The 15,481-nt window shown below is 32.1% G+C and carries 14 protein-coding genes; 10 read left to right on the top strand and 4 right to left on the bottom strand.

Features of this window, described 5'->3' with window-relative positions; translation table 11 throughout:
- The first annotated feature begins 83 nt into the window (after positions 1-83).
- From AC8GF4_RS08505 to AC8GF4_RS08495, 3 genes are all read left to right on the top strand, one after another.
- On the top strand, positions 84-1,379 hold the full coding sequence (locus AC8GF4_RS08505) for a tetratricopeptide repeat protein (protein ID WP_506593879.1): 1,296 nt from the start codon (positions 84-86) through the stop codon (positions 1,377-1,379).
- An 8-nt stretch (positions 1,380-1,387) separates the two neighbouring features.
- On the top strand, positions 1,388-3,601 hold the full coding sequence (locus tag AC8GF4_RS08500; protein ID WP_506593878.1) for a TonB-dependent receptor: 2,214 nt from the start codon (positions 1,388-1,390) through the stop codon (positions 3,599-3,601).
- A gap of 135 nt (positions 3,602-3,736) precedes the next feature.
- A complete protein-coding gene (locus AC8GF4_RS08495; protein ID WP_506593876.1) occupies positions 3,737-4,282 on the top strand; it encodes a glutathione peroxidase in 546 nt (181 codons plus the stop codon).
- Positions 4,283-4,314: 32 nt separating this feature from the next.
- On the opposite strand, the gene pip is transcribed toward AC8GF4_RS08495, so the two are convergent.
- The 3 genes from pip to AC8GF4_RS08480 all read right to left on the bottom strand — a co-directional run bounded on the left by pip (position 4,315) and on the right by AC8GF4_RS08480 (position 7,143).
- Entirely contained in the window at positions 4,315-5,241 is a 927-nt protein-coding gene (gene pip, locus AC8GF4_RS08490; RefSeq protein WP_506593875.1) for a prolyl aminopeptidase, read from the bottom strand.
- A 108-nt stretch (positions 5,242-5,349) separates the two neighbouring features.
- The gene (locus AC8GF4_RS08485; RefSeq protein ID WP_506593873.1) at positions 5,350-6,297 is read right to left on the bottom strand and encodes a tRNA dihydrouridine synthase; all 948 of its coding nucleotides are present in this window, start codon (positions 6,295-6,297) and stop codon (positions 5,350-5,352) included.
- 348 nt (positions 6,298-6,645) lie between these two features.
- Positions 6,646-7,143, bottom strand: coding sequence for a GNAT family N-acetyltransferase (locus AC8GF4_RS08480; RefSeq protein WP_506593871.1), 498 nt, complete (start codon positions 7,141-7,143; stop codon positions 6,646-6,648).
- Between the two features lie 137 nt (positions 7,144-7,280).
- Between AC8GF4_RS08480 and menD the strand changes: the two genes are divergently transcribed.
- The 3 genes from menD to AC8GF4_RS08465 all read left to right on the top strand — a co-directional run bounded on the left by menD (position 7,281) and on the right by AC8GF4_RS08465 (position 10,436).
- On the top strand, positions 7,281-8,942 hold the full coding sequence (menD, locus tag AC8GF4_RS08475; protein WP_506593869.1) for a 2-succinyl-5-enolpyruvyl-6-hydroxy-3-cyclohexene-1-carboxylic-acid synthase: 1,662 nt from the start codon (positions 7,281-7,283) through the stop codon (positions 8,940-8,942).
- 162 nt (positions 8,943-9,104) lie between these two features.
- Positions 9,105-9,446, top strand: coding sequence for a DUF2853 family protein (locus AC8GF4_RS08470; RefSeq protein WP_506593868.1), 342 nt, complete (start codon positions 9,105-9,107; stop codon positions 9,444-9,446).
- A gap of 135 nt (positions 9,447-9,581) precedes the next feature.
- Positions 9,582-10,436, top strand: coding sequence for a CvfB family protein (locus AC8GF4_RS08465; RefSeq protein ID WP_506593866.1), 855 nt, complete (start codon positions 9,582-9,584; stop codon positions 10,434-10,436).
- Between the two features lie 704 nt (positions 10,437-11,140).
- Here AC8GF4_RS08465 and AC8GF4_RS08460 read toward each other — a convergent pair.
- The gene (locus tag AC8GF4_RS08460; protein ID WP_506593864.1) at positions 11,141-12,004 is read right to left on the bottom strand and encodes a DUF3943 domain-containing protein; all 864 of its coding nucleotides are present in this window, start codon (positions 12,002-12,004) and stop codon (positions 11,141-11,143) included.
- Positions 12,005-12,359: 355 nt separating this feature from the next.
- Between AC8GF4_RS08460 and AC8GF4_RS08455 the strand changes: the two genes are divergently transcribed.
- From AC8GF4_RS08455 to AC8GF4_RS08440, 4 genes are all read left to right on the top strand, one after another.
- The gene (locus AC8GF4_RS08455; RefSeq protein WP_506593862.1) at positions 12,360-12,878 is read left to right on the top strand and encodes a hypothetical protein; all 519 of its coding nucleotides are present in this window, start codon (positions 12,360-12,362) and stop codon (positions 12,876-12,878) included.
- Between the two features lie 164 nt (positions 12,879-13,042).
- Positions 13,043-13,273 (top strand): hypothetical protein, encoded by a 231-nt coding sequence (locus tag AC8GF4_RS08450; protein ID WP_506593860.1) that lies wholly within the window; start codon positions 13,043-13,045, stop codon positions 13,271-13,273.
- A 210-nt stretch (positions 13,274-13,483) separates the two neighbouring features.
- Positions 13,484-13,843, top strand: coding sequence for a transposase (locus AC8GF4_RS08445; protein WP_506593858.1), 360 nt, complete (start codon positions 13,484-13,486; stop codon positions 13,841-13,843).
- Positions 13,844-13,895: 52 nt separating this feature from the next.
- Positions 13,896-15,458 carry a DUF1186 domain-containing protein gene (locus AC8GF4_RS08440; RefSeq protein ID WP_506593856.1) on the top strand — a complete coding sequence of 521 codons (1,563 nt, stop codon included), beginning with the start codon at positions 13,896-13,898 and terminating at the stop codon, positions 15,456-15,458.
- The last annotated feature ends 23 nt before the right edge of the window (positions 15,459-15,481 follow it).

Genomic DNA, 15,481 nt, shown 5'->3' with positions numbered 1-15,481 from the left:
TAAAAAAAATCAGAGTAGGTTTTGGACTGCTTACTCTGTTTTTTTTTCAAAACAAACAGAAATAAACAAACAATAATTAGATTATGAAGACTTTAAAAATAGTACTCTTATTGGTTTTTGCAATGCTAAGTTTAAATAGCTGTTCCAATAAACCGTCTCAAATTACACAAACTTCGGATTATGAGCAATACCTAAACATAAAAGGGAATAAGTCTATTGATTTTGCTAATAGGGAAATCGATTTTTGGCAAACAAAATTGGATGAAGCTCCCAATCAAAAAATGTATTTAGGAATGCTAGCTTCCAATTATGGTACCCTTTTTCAATATACAGGAAACATAAAAGATTTATACAAATCAGAAGAATTGCTTACACAGTACAATGAAGCTTACAGGTATTCTCGTGTATCTACGATTCGATCATTGGCACGAAATTATATTTCTCAACATCGTTTTAAAGAAGCTTTGAATCTTGCCAATAAAGCATTTGTCATCGGTGAAGGTCGAAAAGAAACCCAAAAATTATTGTTTGATGTACAAATGGAAGTGGGTAATTATGAAGAAGCAGTGAAAAACTTAGATGCCATTAAAGACATGAACGACTTTGATTATTTAATTCGTTTGGCAAAATGGAATGATCACAAAGGAGATTTGGCTACTGCGATAACATTTATGGAAAAAGCAAGAGACATAGCCATAAAAGATGATAATAAAGCATTGAAAATCTGGTCGTATTCTAATTTGGGAGATTTTTATGGACATGCTGGCCGAATTCAAGAATCGTATGATAGTTATTTGAAAACGCTGGAAATTGACCCTAATTATTCGTATGCCTTGAAAGGGATTGCATGGATTACATTTTCGTATGAAAGAAATACCACCGAAGCGAAAAGAATTATAGCTTCCATTTCCAAAACGCACAATACACCAGATTTTTATTTATTGAAATCTCAAATTGCTCAATTTGAAGGTAACAAATCAGAAGAATTGGTCAATAGAAACGCTTATTTTTCTATGCTTAAAAAGTATAATTATGGAGCGATGTACAATAAATACAATGTTTTGATTTATGCAGATGACAAAGCAACAGCGTCAAAAGCACTTGAAATTGCCAAAATAGAAGTCGATCACAGACCAACTCCAGATTCCTATGATTTATTAGCTTGGTCGTATTTGAATTTAGGACAAAATACAAAAGCGCTGGAAATTGCTCAGAAGTATGTAGTTGGTCAATCCTTTGAACCTAAAGTGCAGTATCACTTGGCAATGATTTATAAATCAAATAATAGTATCGAAAAAGTTGAGCCAATCAAAGAAGAATTAATGAGTAGTACTTATGAATTAGGGCCTGCTTTGGAAAAAAAGGTAATGCAATTGTAATTTTATAAATGAAAAAATATATACTAATTTTTATAGTTTTATTTGGTTTAAATGCCTTTAGTCAGATTCAAAAAGGATTTGTTATGGATGAAAACGGAAAACCAATTGAAAATGCAACCATTACCAATCCAAAACCGAATACACATTCACATACTGATGAAACTGGAAATTTTAGTATCGAGAAATCCAATGTTGGAGATGTTCTCAATGTAAGTGCATTGGGATATAAAAAAACCGACTATACAATTACAGATTCTGAAATAACTGTTCTGATGGAAAGTGATAGTTTTAAATTGGAAGAAGTGGTTATTCAGTCCAAAATATCAGCGCTAAATGTAATTTCCAAAATTGATTTGGAAACGACTCCTGTCAATTCATCACAAGAAATATTGAGAAAAGTTCCTGGATTATTTATTGGTCAGCATGCAGGAGGAGGAAAAGCGGAACAAATTTTTTTACGTGGTTTTGATATTGATCACGGAACTGATATAGCAATCAATGTAGATGGTATGCCGGTAAATATGGTTTCGCATGCACACGGACAAGGCTATGCCGATTTGCATTTTGTAATTCCGGAAACAGTCGATAAAATTGATTTTGGAAAAGGAACATATTATGCAAGTAAAGGTGATTTTGCAACGGCTGGATATGTTGATTTTGGAACAAAAGACAAGCTGGATTTTAGTAGTATTGGAGTAGAAGTAGGGCAATTTAACACCTTTAGAACGGTTGGTTTGTTTGATCTTTTGGGTAATAATAAAAAACAAAGCGCTTACATTGCCACTGAATATATTCTTACCCATGGTCCTTTTGTATCGCCTCAAAATTTTAATCGAATTAATTTGTTCGGAAAATACTCCTTTGTTTTAGAAGATAATAGTCGGTTTTCTATTATTGCTTCTCGCTTCAACAGTAAGTGGGATGCTTCAGGACAAGTACCACAACGACTGGTCGATGATGGAACAATATCGAGATTTGGATCTGTAGATGATACAGAAGGAGGTTCTACTTCAAGATCGAATTTCAACTTCTCATTGCGCAAATCAATTGATGAAAATACATTTTTGAAAGCCAGTGCTTTTTATTCGAATTACAAATTTGAATTGTTTTCGAATTTTACTTTTTTCTTGGAAGATCCTGTCAATGGTGATCAGATTAAGCAAAAAGAGGATCGAAATCTATATGGAATTAACGCAGAATTGAACAAAAATATCAATAAAGAGTCGGTTGATATGCTGTTTCAATTGGGGTTTGGTGTTCGAAATGATATGACGACTGATTCTGAATTATCTCACACATTGAATAGAACAGAAATATTAAAAGCAATTAAATTGGGAGATATTGACGAGTCAAACCTATTCACCTATTTGAATTCGGAGTTTCGTTTGGGGAAATGGTTGATTAATCCTGCAGTTCGATTGGATTATTTTAAATTCGGTTACCAGGATAAGTTAGCGGGCAATTACAAGACACAGACAGAAAGTCAAGTAAAAGTATCTCCTAAACTGAATTTTGTGTATTCCCAAAATAATGATTTACAATTTTACCTTAAGACAGGAACTGGTTTTCATTCGAATGATGCCCGAGTGGTGATTGCAAACAAAGGAACTGAAATACTACCAACGGCAATAGGAACAGATATTGGAACGATTTGGAAACCGTTTCCACGGTTGATTATTAATTCAGCTTTATGGTATTTGTATTTGCAACAGGAGTTTGTATATGTTGGCGATGCGGGAGTAGTAGAACCAAGTGGAGAAACGAAACGAGCAGGTTTTGATTTGGGTATTCGTTATCAGTTGAGTGATTATTTCTTTTTTAACTTGGATGCCAATTATACGCATGCTAGAAGCATTAATGATCCAGATGGGCAAAATTATATTCCGTTAGCTCCAGATTTTACTTCCACAGGGGGATTGAGTTTTCAAAATTGGAAAAATTTTTCGGGTGGTTTGCGGTATCGATTCATGAAAAATCGTCCAGCAAACGAAGATAATTCGATTGTTGCAAAAGGTTATTTTATTGCTGATTTCAATGTAAATTATACTTATAAAAATATGGTTTTCAGTGTTTCTGCAGAAAATATTTTTAATTCGGAGTGGAATGAAACTCAATTTGCCACAGAGTCCAGATTACAGAATGAAACATCCAGCGTAGAAGAAATTCATTTTACGCCAGGAACTCCATTTTTCTTGAAAATTGGTATGATTTATAAATTTTAGTCCTGATTTAATTTGTTTGTTTGAAAACCTGGCTTCACACTGTTGTCAGGTTTTCTGTTTTAATTAACTTTTGTTCAAGTAATATATTTTCTATCAACACAAATAAATGCTTAATTTTATAAAAAAATAAATCACATGAAAAAATTAGTATTAGCGATTTGCGCGTTGTTCTTTTTTAGTATCCAAATTCAAGCACAAGTGAAACAAAACATTTATCAATTTAAAGTCGAAGATTTATCAGGCAAAACTTTTGATTTTGCCTCTCTAAAAGGGAAGAAAGTATTAATTGTTAACACCGCATCCGAGTGTGGATACACTCCACAATACAAAGAATTAGAAGCTTTGTACAAACAATACAAAGACAAAGGTTTTGTAGTTATTGGATTTCCAGCCAACAATTTTGGTGGTCAAGAGCCAGGAACAAATGCAGAAATCAAAACATTTTGTCAAGCCAATTATGGTGTGACTTTCCCAATGATGGACAAAGTTTCTGTAAAAGGGGATGATATGTGCGAAGTTTATAAATTTCTAACACAAAAATCTAAAAATGGTGTTCAAGATTCCAAAGTTGAATGGAATTTTCAAAAATACCTTATCAATGAAAAAGGAGAGTTAGTAAAAGTATATCTTTCTAAAGTAAAACCAATGGATGAAAATATCGTAAATTGGGTAAAAGGATAAATTCTAAAGTTATCGATGTAAAAAAGAGTTTGCTAGTCAAACTCTTTTTTTATGATTTTAATAATTCGACTTTCAATGTTGGGCTCAGAATCCGAATGGCCAGCATTTTCAATATAAAGCACCGAATTATTTAATTTTTGATGCAATGCTTCGGCATATTGTAATGGGCAGATGCTGTCGTTTTTGCCATGAATAATTTTAACTGGAATTGATTGTATAGCGCTAATGTTCTTAAGTATATAATTGTCTGCTATAAAACAATTATTTGTAAGATAGTGTGCTTCCATTATAGAAAGAGATTGATATGGGAACTCATTAACAATAGACTGAATTTCGCTTTCAGTTATATCATCTTTAAAGATTGATATTTCGTAATATGCCCATTCATAAGAGAAGAAATTTTTTTCTTTATCAGTACCATTAAGCATTTTATCTAAATAATATTTTGCACAATTTTCTTGATTTAATAAGGGGACGTTATTTTTAAATCTATTCCATACCTTAGGGAATTGATTTTCGACACCACCATCAATGAAGTATTCGATGGATTTTGCATTCGCTAGAAAAACACCTCTTAATACTATACTTTTTATTTTTTCAGGATTTTGAATTGCAAAAACAAGACTTAGTGTAGTTCCCCACGAACCGCCAAAAAGATGTACTTTCGAAATGTTTAAATGATCTAAAAGTGAATTGATATCATTTACTAAATCGGGAGTTGTATTTTCTTCAACACAACCAAAAGGGACACTTCTTGAAGAACCTCTTTGATCAAAAAATATTACTTTTTGTTTTTTAAAATCAAAAAAACGTTTGTCAGATTCAGAGAATCCTGCTCCAGGCCCACCATGTACAAACAATATAGGTTCTATGTTTGTATTTCCGCAAACTTCATAGTAAATAGTATGAATGTTACTTACTTGTAAATATCCTTTTTCGGGATGGTTGTCTTGTTCCAATTGAGTGTGTTTTTTCTAAATTTATGTCGTGAAATATCGTATAGGAAATGATGTAAAACTTAATTGTACTTAAATTTCTTACATGGTTAAAAGAAAAACTAATCTATTCTATTTTTCTTTAGCTATAACTTCCTTTACCGTAGCTTCGTAATTTCGGATACTTTTGGATTTTTTGATGTTTTTATGAACCTTATGAGGATCTGAAAAAATGGCTGAGAAATATTCCCATAAGTGATGCATTTTTAGTAGTATGTGTGTTTGTCCAGATAATGATTCACTGTAGCCTTGGTAAAGTGTATCATGGAATTCGCTGAACAATTCCATTTTGTTTTTGGGATATTCTGTCGCATTACTTTTTATCATACTTGGCAAAAAAGGATCGGCAATCAATCCTCTTCCAATCATCCAATGATCAATAGAAGGGAAACGTTCTTGCATTTCGTGGAATTTCGCTACCGAAGTAATATCTCCGTTGTAATACAATTTGTGTTTGGTGTTGTCAATACATTGCTGGAACGCATCGAGATGTACTCCGCCTTTGTACAGTTGTTTGCCTAAACGCGCATGTATAGCAATGTTTTTTATTGGGTATTTGTCTAAAACAGGTAAAACATCAAGAATTTCTTGTGTTGTATCATATCCCAAACGCATTTTCATCGATACTATAATATCCGACTGAGAATGTGCTTTGTCTAGTACAAGATTGATTTTTTCAGGACTGCCAATTAATCCAGAACCCATACCCGATTTGGTTACCATTGGATAGGGGCAACCCAAATTCCAGTTCAATTCTTTATAACCCAATTCTTTGACATATTTGGCTACAAACAAAAACTCATCGGGATCGTTGGTAATTACTTGTGGAATGACTTCTAGACCACTGTTGTTTTCTGGAAGTAAATCGCGTTCGTAAGAAGATTTGATAACCAATTTTCCGTTCAAACGAATGTAAGGGGAATAAAAAGTATCTATTCCTCCAAAATATTTATTTTGTGCATTTCGAAAACGGAAGTCTGTAAATCCTTGTAAGGGTGAAGAAAGCAGGGTAAAACTCATAATAGTTGTAAAAGTGCAAAGATACAATTCTTTAAACGGTTATGCTTGGCAGAAGTAATTATGTTTTATTCTGAAGGCTTTAGTCTAATAAATGAATGTATTTTTTCAGCCACAGATTACACAGATTAGCACAGATTTTTTTACAAATCACGGGTAAATTTTTTTAATACTTAAAATATGTGGCAAAATAATTTGAAAAGCAATATGTTTTTTAGATCATAGCCATTCTGAATTAATTCTGATTCACAACGGAGCTACAATAGATTCATATAAGTTTACAAAAGCAGAAAAAAATCCGTGTAAATCTGTTTAATCTGTGTTATCCGTGGCCCATTTCGGCTTGATATTTCACTCCAAAATCAATTGCATAAAAACAGAATGCAGCCAACGGTCAAATTTATACCCCGATTCTTTGATGATTCCAACGGTTTTGAATCCAAATTTTTCATGAAAATCAACACTGCTTTGGTTTTCGGCATCAATTACTGCAATCATTGTATGCAATTTTTGGTTTTTGGCCAATTGAATTAATTCATACAATAACAATTTTCCAATCCCTTGTCCGTGATGTTCATTATCTACATAAACGGAATGTTCTACAGTGTATTTGTAAGCTTCTCTGAAACGAAATTCGCTATACATACCAAAACCAACTACTTTCCCATCCTGTTTTGCAACAATTACGGGGAAATGTTTGTTAATTTTATCTTCTAAAATGGCTTTTTGTTGTTCGTAAGTTCGAATGTTGTAATCGTATAAGGCAGTTGAGTTTAGGATATTGTAGTTAATGATATCCAATATAGCTTGTGTATCCTCAGTTTGGTAAGGTCTTATTTTGATTTTCATTTTTAAATTTTTACTTGCTCAAAAATAGCAAAAAGTTAGTTGATATAAAGGATTTCGGCTGTCAAGTTTGTAACTTTGCTTTTTAGTTTGTAGTTGTAAAACTTCTAACTTCTAACTTCTAACTTCTAACTTTAAAAATGGTTTACCCCAAAATCCCTTTAGCACAAAGTATCATTCAGATTTTATTAGCCAAAGGAGTCACTAATATCATTATATCACCAGGCTCAAGAAACGCACCTCTTACAATAGGTTTTGCCAGTAATCCCGGTTTTCAATGTTACAGCATAGCCGATGAGCGTTCTGCTGGTTTTTTTGCATTGGGAATTGCGCAGCAAACCCATAAGCCAACAGTTCTTGTTTGTACTTCTGGATCGGCATTGTTAAACTATTATCCCGCTTTTTCGGAAGCATTTTACAGTCAGATTCCTTTGATTGTCATTTCGGCAGATCGACCACAAAGCAAGATTGATATTGGCGACGGACAAACCATTCGACAGGAAAACGTATTTGCCAATCATTCTTTGTACAATGCTAATTTATTGGAAGCAGTTTCAGAAGAAAATGATCTTAAAATAAACGAAGCCATCAATACGGCAATCGACAAAAAAGGTCCCGTGCATATCAACGCACCATTTGAAGAGCCTTTGTATGAAACAGTTTCGGAGCTGGGTGTGAATAGTCTAGTTTTCGCTTCCGCTAAAGTTATACAGGAAATTAATAGCAAAGAGTTGCAGGAATATGCTACCCTTTGGAACAATGCTACCCGAAAACTGATACTTATAGGTGTAAATGATCCTGAAAGCATTTCCAATAAAACTATTGAGGCTTTCGCTACTGATGAATCGGTAGTAGTGATGACAGAAACAACATCGAATGTGCATCACTTTAGTTTTATAAATAACATTGATACCATAATAACACCTTTTACAACGGATGATTTCGAGGCTTTTCAACCTGAAATTCTAATCACTTTTGGAGGAATGGTGGTTTCCAAACGAATCAAGGCTTTTTTGAGAAAATACCAACCCAAACACCATTGGCATATTGATACATTGCGAGCCTACGATACTTTTGGATGCTTGACAAAACATTTTGAGGTAACTCCCAATACTTTTTTTGAGACTTTTTTACCTTTAACCTATACGATTGGAAGTGATTATTTTTCTAAAATGAATGCCGTTAAAACCTTGCGAAAAGAAAAACACGATATTTATTTGGCCAAAATTCCTTTTTCAGATTTCAAAGTTTTTGAGAAAGTGATTGGTACTTTGCCTCAAAATAGTCAATTGCAAATCAGTAACAGTTCGGCCATACGGTATGCTCAATTAATTCCAATTGATCCTTCAATCGAGGTCTATTGTAATCGAGGTACAAGCGGAATAGACGGAAGTACTTCGACTGCAATTGGTGCAGCTGTCGCAAATGCAAAACAGACTGTATTTATAACTGGAGATATTGGTTTTTTGTACGATAGCAATGCGCTTTGGAACAATTATATACCAAAAAATTTCAAGATCATTTTGATTAATAATGGCGGTGGCGGAATTTTTAGAATTTTGCCTGGACATGATGAAACGCCCGTTTTTAATACTTTTTTTGAAACTTCGCATCACTTAACAGCAGAACATTTGGCAAAAATGTATGGCTTAGATTATGTTGTTGCCAATGATGAATTGAGTTTAGTCAAAGGATTGAACTCGATTTACGCTCAAAATGATAAGCCATGTATCCTTGAAGTCTTTACTCCAACATTGGAGAATAACACTATTTTATTGCAGTATTTTAAAGAGCTGGTATAATTGTAGTATAACTTCTGGTACATTATAAAAATACAATTCTTACTTTGATACGGATTTGATTAAAATTTTACGAAAAAATAATATATAAAAATCGCACATATTTGAAATAATTGTTTAAATTTGAGATAGTTAAAAAACAAACTAAACTTTAAATTTATTTTTATGAGTGCAAGAGACGAATTAATTGTAAAGTATGCATCCGATTTGAGAGACAAATGCGGAATTGAACCCAATATGGATTTATTGACAAAAGTAACTATTGGTTGCGGGCCGTCAATTTATAATCCAGATTCCTCTACAGTAGCAGGAACACAAAAAACAGAATTGGATACTGTAAAAAATAATTTCTTAATCAAGAAATTGGGTCTGTCAGATGGTTCAGCTTTAGATGCTGGAATTGATGCAGTATTTGAAAAATACGGTAAATCGAATAAAAGTAAATATCGAGCAGTTGTTTATTATTTATTAGCTGTTCATTTTGGAAAAGAAAGTGTTTACAATTAGTAAATAAAATCTATAATATGAAAACGCCTTCAATAGGCGTTTTTTTTATGGGATAATTTTTCAGATTCCCATTTTCAAACTTCGTACCTTTGCACTTTAAAATGAGTTTTACATCTACTCAGAATATTTACAAAAATGATTGAAATAGGAAAATACAATACGCTTACTATATTACGTGATACCAAAGTGGGTTTGTTTCTTGGTAACCCAGAACAAGATCCAGAGGGAATACACGATATCCTTTTACCCAACAAATACGTACCAAATGAATTTGAAATAGGTGAGGAGCTTATCGTTTTTGTGTATTTGGATCATGAAGAACGTCCAGTAGCAACTACTCTAGAACCTTATATTTTACTCAATGAGTTTTCACTTTTACGTGTAAATTACACCAATCAAATTGGTGCTTTTATGGATTGGGGTATGGAGAAAGACATACTAGTTCCGTTCAAAGAACAGGCGCGACCTATGGAAAAAGGAAAACGTTATTTGGTATATCTCTATATGGATGAAAAAACCAATCGTTTGGTTGCTTCCAGTAAATTGAATCAGTTTTTGAAAAACGATCATTTGACTGTTGAAAAGGGTGAAGAGGTAGATTTAATCGTTTCGCATATTACAGAATTGGGAATCAATGTAATCATCAATGAACAATTCAAAGGGTTGTTGTATAAGGATGAGGTTTATGATGATGCTATACGTACGGGTGATCGTATGCGAGGTTTTATAAAAAACATTAGACCTGATAACAAAATTGATGTTTCGTTACAAATACAAGGTTATCAAAGTATAGAGCCCAATGCCGAGAAGATTTTGGACGAATTAAGAGCTAGTAGAGGTTTTTTACGTCTAACAGACAATTCGCATCCAGAAGATATCAAAACGGTATTAAAAATGAGCAAGAAAACATTCAAAAAAGCAATTGGAGCATTGTATAAAGAAAAATTAATCGAGATCAAAGAAGACGGAATCTATTTGGTTAAAGAATAAAAAAAAAGAAAGACTATTCATATTGATTAGTCTTTCTCTTTTTACTTTTGTTTGTACCCTATAGATATAAACAAAAATAAAAAATTTTCGAACATTCTTAAAAGTATATTCAAGCACTTTATATACTCAAAGTATATGTAATACGAGTTACTATAAAGCGTAAACCACTTTTTAAAATGGCTTGTCTATAAAACAAACAATTACTTTTGTAGCAAAATATAAATTTTACAATATAACCATAGGTTTTCTATACATTTAAAGTTTACGTTACCAAAATCAATTCATTTGTTTTTACAAAGTTGATGTATTGTAAATCTTTTACTTAACCTCTAGGTGTTACTTTTTATTAATTACTATTTTGGCAAAAGTTGTATTTATTTGCTTGTATTTTAAAATAGTTTTAGTACTAATTATATAATTTAAAACCATAAAAATAAAAGCGACAATAATTTCAATTTTACTCAAAAAAATCATTTTTTAGGTTAATAAATCAGTGAAAGACGTAGTTGCTAATCTGAACTAATAACTAACATTGGTTTAATGTATACTATTGATTAGCAGGAGATAAAAGTAGTGAATAATTCAACTGTTGACCCTTAAAATGTCATTTATTTTACCCTTTTCTCAAACTTTAACATTGCAGTAATTCTATTGAAAGAAATGATTTAATAATTGAATTACAGTGATTTGTAATTTCGTATTAATTAAAATTGCATATTGAAATTAAGACCCCAAATGGCTTTGTTGGCACCTTTGTCAAAACCAATTGGTGCTACATTTAATTGAGTTGTTCTATGGTCTTTATAGCCAAAACTATCCAATATGGTGTTAAATGGATCAATAACAAACAATGTTGTATGGCCTAAAAATCTGGAGTTCAACACTTTTTTATCATGTTTTAAAATGCTTTTTTTAGCATAGAAAAAACCTTCTCCAACAACAGAACCTAAGACAGGTGTAATTATTAAATCTTGTTTGGAAGGAATTTCTGCAAAAGCTTCGATTCCGTATTCCCAGAAAAAAGTTGACATAAAAGCAGAATATAAAAAAGACTCAAAAATATTGAAACCACTACTTCTGGCAGTCATATAATAAACTCCTCCAGAATAAGGATGTGTAATCCAGTTTAAAACCCAGTCATCTTCGTCCCAAACAGGCCCAGCTTTTACATTTTCTTTCCATTTATAAGCAATACCTTTTTCTTTCATTTCCTCTTTATCCCAATTGGTAGCACTTTCGGGCATAGCGTACAAAATACCAAATGCTATAACAGTTGTCCCTACATACATTGCCGTATCATAACTCAGTCTTCTATAATCTCTTGTAGCAGGCGGATAGGCAATTGTGGGTTGAATTGTTTTAGTAGTGTCAACAATGCTTAGCATGTTGTAATTGACTATTTTGTCGTTAACCACAATTTGAGAAATGGAGTCTTCAACTGTATTTTGTGCAATTGTTTCAGGGGATTGATTTTGAGTGGTTTCGGATTGTTCAACATCTTGAGCAAATGTATAATTTCCAGAAATTAAAATAAGTAATGTGTATAAAGTAGTTTTAAATGAATTCATTGTAGGATTTAAAAGCGGTTAAAAGGGGGCAAAATGCATTTGGTTATAAAACTCTTGAATTGTACTAATTTTTAGATTGATTCCACAGCGTTTTAAAACGGCGCAAATATAATTAATTAAAGAGAACATTGAAGTTATTTTTCGATCTTAATGATATCTTAATTGTTCATTGACTGCACTTGAGTTTTGAGTGCAATTAATTCACTGTCAATTGTAAGTATTGCATGGTTTAAGCAATTGTAGTTCGTGATAAATAATATTGAATTTGAGTTTTAAATGAAAGCGAATTATTAGATTTGTTAAAATTATGTTTGAAAATAAACAGAAAGTAATAATTTGAATTAAAAGAGAAACAATGTCACAAAGAGATAAAACCGAGCAAATGGCTATTTATCAAAAAGCCGAACAAATATTTCAAATTACACAAGGATTGGTTCAAATTATCCCTATGGATAATGAATTTCTACAGGAAACAACCGCTCGATTTATGATGGAGGATGCTATGACCATCCCTGCCAAAATTGCTGGCGCCGAAGCAGCCGATTTGTACGATTTGCGAATGGAAAATGCAGCAATTATCCGCAAATCAGCCAGAGATTTGTATGTTCATGCAGGGAGCTTGCGTTTTGAAGAAAGTATTCCAGACAAAGATTATATTCTATTATTGCGAAAAGAAATTGATGAATTTCGACTGTTGTTCATTGATTGGGTAGCGAGTTTTGATATGTGGAATTACATCAAGGACGATTGGGGATTATTCAATCCACCAGGTGTAAATGCCCACGACAAAGACCCAGACGAAGATATTCCTTTTAATCCAGATGACTTTTTTAATTTTGATGAGAATGATTTTGATGACGAAGATGATGTTTGATTTATCTAATTTGAAATAAATTTGAATTGCTTTCTAGTTGCAGAAATTGAAAAAATGATTGCGTTTAGTTGAAATAAATAGGTTAGGGTGAAATAATTATAAAAAACGGAAAAACGATAATTTTGTATATATATTTGAAATAGCAATAAATTGAATAATAGAATATGCAAAAATTTAAAGGTAAATACCGCATTGATACCGCTAGAGCCAAATGGTGGGATTACAAGAATGAGGGGGATTATTTTATAACGATTTGCACCAAAAACCGAGAGCATTTATTTGGATACGTAAAGGATGGCGAAATGATATTGAACGAATATGGTAAAATCGTATCGGATTGTTGGTATGATTTGCCAAATCATTATAACCCGTTGGGTGAAATTCAAATAAAATAAAAATTTAACCACATAGAATCATAGATTAATGCTAAATAGGCAAAAGAATAAATAGAAATAGTACTATTTCACACATAGAATAGCTATGTGTATAGTAAAACGTCTATTTTTTTCTTTTAAAAACTATAAATTCTATGTTTCTATGTGGTGAAAAATAATTTCACCCAACGGGTTCATTATAGTAATATTATATTGGATGAATTTCAAATAATGCCCAATCATATTCATTGTATTGTTGGGGTGGATAATTCCAATTCCATTTTCCCCGTAGAGACGGGTTTGAAACCCGTCTGTACTGCCATTGATCCCGCAAATGATTCTGCCAATGATTCTGCCAATAATTTGGGAAATAAAGAAAAAAAAATCCATGGTATATTTGAATTTATGCGTGCATTAAAAACATTTTCGTCTAGAAAAATTAATGAATTGAGGGATACCAAAGGAGTATCTAATTGGCAGGAGCGATTTCATGACCATATCATTAGAGATGAAATAGAATACAATAGAATAAAAAATTACATTATCAATAATCCTAAAAATTGGAGTGAGGATTGTTTTTTTGAGAGGTAAAAAGGAGTAAATATAAAATCAAGAATACGTTTAAATAAATAGAATTGTAATAATGAATAGCAATAACATTCACACTGAGTTTAAAATATCGTTCGACAACGATTTTATTAGCCGTCTATATGACGTAACGCCCGCACAAACCAAATTATTGAAAGAATTAACGACACGGGTACACGGTAAAATTGATAAAGTTTTGATTCGGAAAATAGAAAAACTGTCGAAAGAAAACCCCAATTTACCGCAGTTAAAGAATTTTATGTCTGTGGCTTACAACAAACTTGGTGATTTTACAAAATCATTGGAAATAAATAGTCAACTTTTAAAAGAATTTCCTGATTATTTGCACGCTCGACTTAATGCAGCTAATCATTATATACATATTGGAGAACCTGATAATGCTTTGGTGTATTTGGGTGAAAATTTAGATTTAAAAGAATTGTTTCCTAATCGTTCAGAATTCCATTTTTCGGAAGTACAAGCTTATTACTATTCAACTGTTCTATATGCCATAGCAAAAAGAGATTTGGCTTTAGCCGAAAATAGATTGTCATTTTACAAATCAATAGACGAAGACAATCCTCGTATCGAAGAACTTGAAGAGCGTATTGATAGTTTGAAATTTCATTTGGGTTTTGATGATTTTGGTGATGATTTTTCAGAATTAATAGAAAATGAGCCTCCAGTAACTGATAGAGTCAATCCCCCAGTTTTTAATCATCAAGAAATTCATCAACTGTATCAATTAGGTTTCAAGAATGCAAAACCAGTACTTGACGAAATTTTAGCACTACCTAGAGAAACTGTTATTCAAGATTTAGAAATGGTTTTACAAGATGGTATAGAGCGCTACCCTTATTTTTTAGATAAGGACTGGTCCGTTTTTACACATTCGTTTGCGTTACATGCGATGTTTCTATTGATGGAATTAGAAGCGACAGAGAGTTTAATTCCAGTATTGAATTTTTTACAATATGATGAAGAGTTTTTAGAGTTTTACATTGGCGATTTTCTAACAGAAGAAATTTGGCAATGTGTGTATTTTCTTGGGAAAGACCAAGTGGATTTGTTAAAAGAGTTTTTGGTAAAACCAGGAGTTTATACTTTTGCAAAGTCTGCTGTATCTCAGGCTTTAACACAAATTGTAATCCATGAAAATCATAGAAATAAGGAAGTAGAAAAGGTATATTCAGAAATAGCAACCTTTTTTATAAATGCTAAAACGGAAGATAATGTGATAGATCCCACATTTATAGGGCTGATGATAGGAGATATTGGTGATATTAAATTAAAAAGTTTATATCCTCTTATAGAAGAATTATATGATTTAGGATATATTGATTATAGTTTGGAGGGCGATTTTGAAAATTTTAAAAAAAACCATAATCAAGATGAAATTGTAACTCCCGAATATTCGATAAAAACATTAAGTGTAATCTATTCTGAAGCAGATTTTTGTGAAGAATCAGATTTTATTGAAAATAAAGAAGATAATTCATATAATTTACTTAAAAATGAACCCAAAGTCATTCAGTTACCAGTAAGTTCTGTAAAAGTGAATAGAAATGATCCATGTCCTTGCGGAAGTGGCAAAAAGTATAAAAAATGTTGTGGTTAAGAAAGTACGAGTAAAGGTAATTT

It is taken from the genome of Flavobacterium rarum (SeqCode) (assembly GCF_965234445.1).
In the GTDB taxonomy this organism is placed as follows: Bacteria; Bacteroidota; Bacteroidia; order Flavobacteriales; family Flavobacteriaceae; genus Flavobacterium; species Flavobacterium rarum.
This window is presented reverse-complemented; position numbering and strand designations above follow the sequence as displayed.

Bases quoted from the DNA above. Each gene is read 5' to 3' on its own strand.
- AC8GF4_RS08505 (WP_506593879.1), top strand. From the start codon at position 84: ATGAAGACTTTAAAAATAGTACTCTTATTGGTTTTTGCAATGCTAAGT.
- AC8GF4_RS08500 (WP_506593878.1), top strand. From the start codon at position 1,388: ATGAAAAAATATATACTAATTTTTATAGTTTTATTTGGTTTAAATGCC.
- AC8GF4_RS08495 (WP_506593876.1), top strand. From the start codon at position 3,737: ATGAAAAAATTAGTATTAGCGATTTGCGCGTTGTTCTTTTTTAGTATC.
- AC8GF4_RS08485 (WP_506593873.1), bottom strand. From the start codon at position 6,297: ATGAGTTTTACCCTGCTTTCTTCACCCTTACAAGGATTTACAGACTTC.
- AC8GF4_RS08480 (WP_506593871.1), bottom strand. From the start codon at position 7,143: ATGAAAATCAAAATAAGACCTTACCAAACTGAGGATACACAAGCTATA.
- menD (WP_506593869.1), top strand. From the start codon at position 7,281: ATGGTTTACCCCAAAATCCCTTTAGCACAAAGTATCATTCAGATTTTA.
- AC8GF4_RS08470 (WP_506593868.1), top strand. From the start codon at position 9,105: ATGAGTGCAAGAGACGAATTAATTGTAAAGTATGCATCCGATTTGAGA.
- AC8GF4_RS08465 (WP_506593866.1), top strand. From the start codon at position 9,582: ATGATTGAAATAGGAAAATACAATACGCTTACTATATTACGTGATACC.
- AC8GF4_RS08460 (WP_506593864.1), bottom strand. From the start codon at position 12,004: ATGAATTCATTTAAAACTACTTTATACACATTACTTATTTTAATTTCT.
- AC8GF4_RS08455 (WP_506593862.1), top strand. From the start codon at position 12,360: ATGTCACAAAGAGATAAAACCGAGCAAATGGCTATTTATCAAAAAGCC.
- AC8GF4_RS08450 (WP_506593860.1), top strand. From the start codon at position 13,043: ATGCAAAAATTTAAAGGTAAATACCGCATTGATACCGCTAGAGCCAAA.
- AC8GF4_RS08445 (WP_506593858.1), top strand. From the start codon at position 13,484: ATGCCCAATCATATTCATTGTATTGTTGGGGTGGATAATTCCAATTCC.
- AC8GF4_RS08440 (WP_506593856.1), top strand. From the start codon at position 13,896: ATGAATAGCAATAACATTCACACTGAGTTTAAAATATCGTTCGACAAC.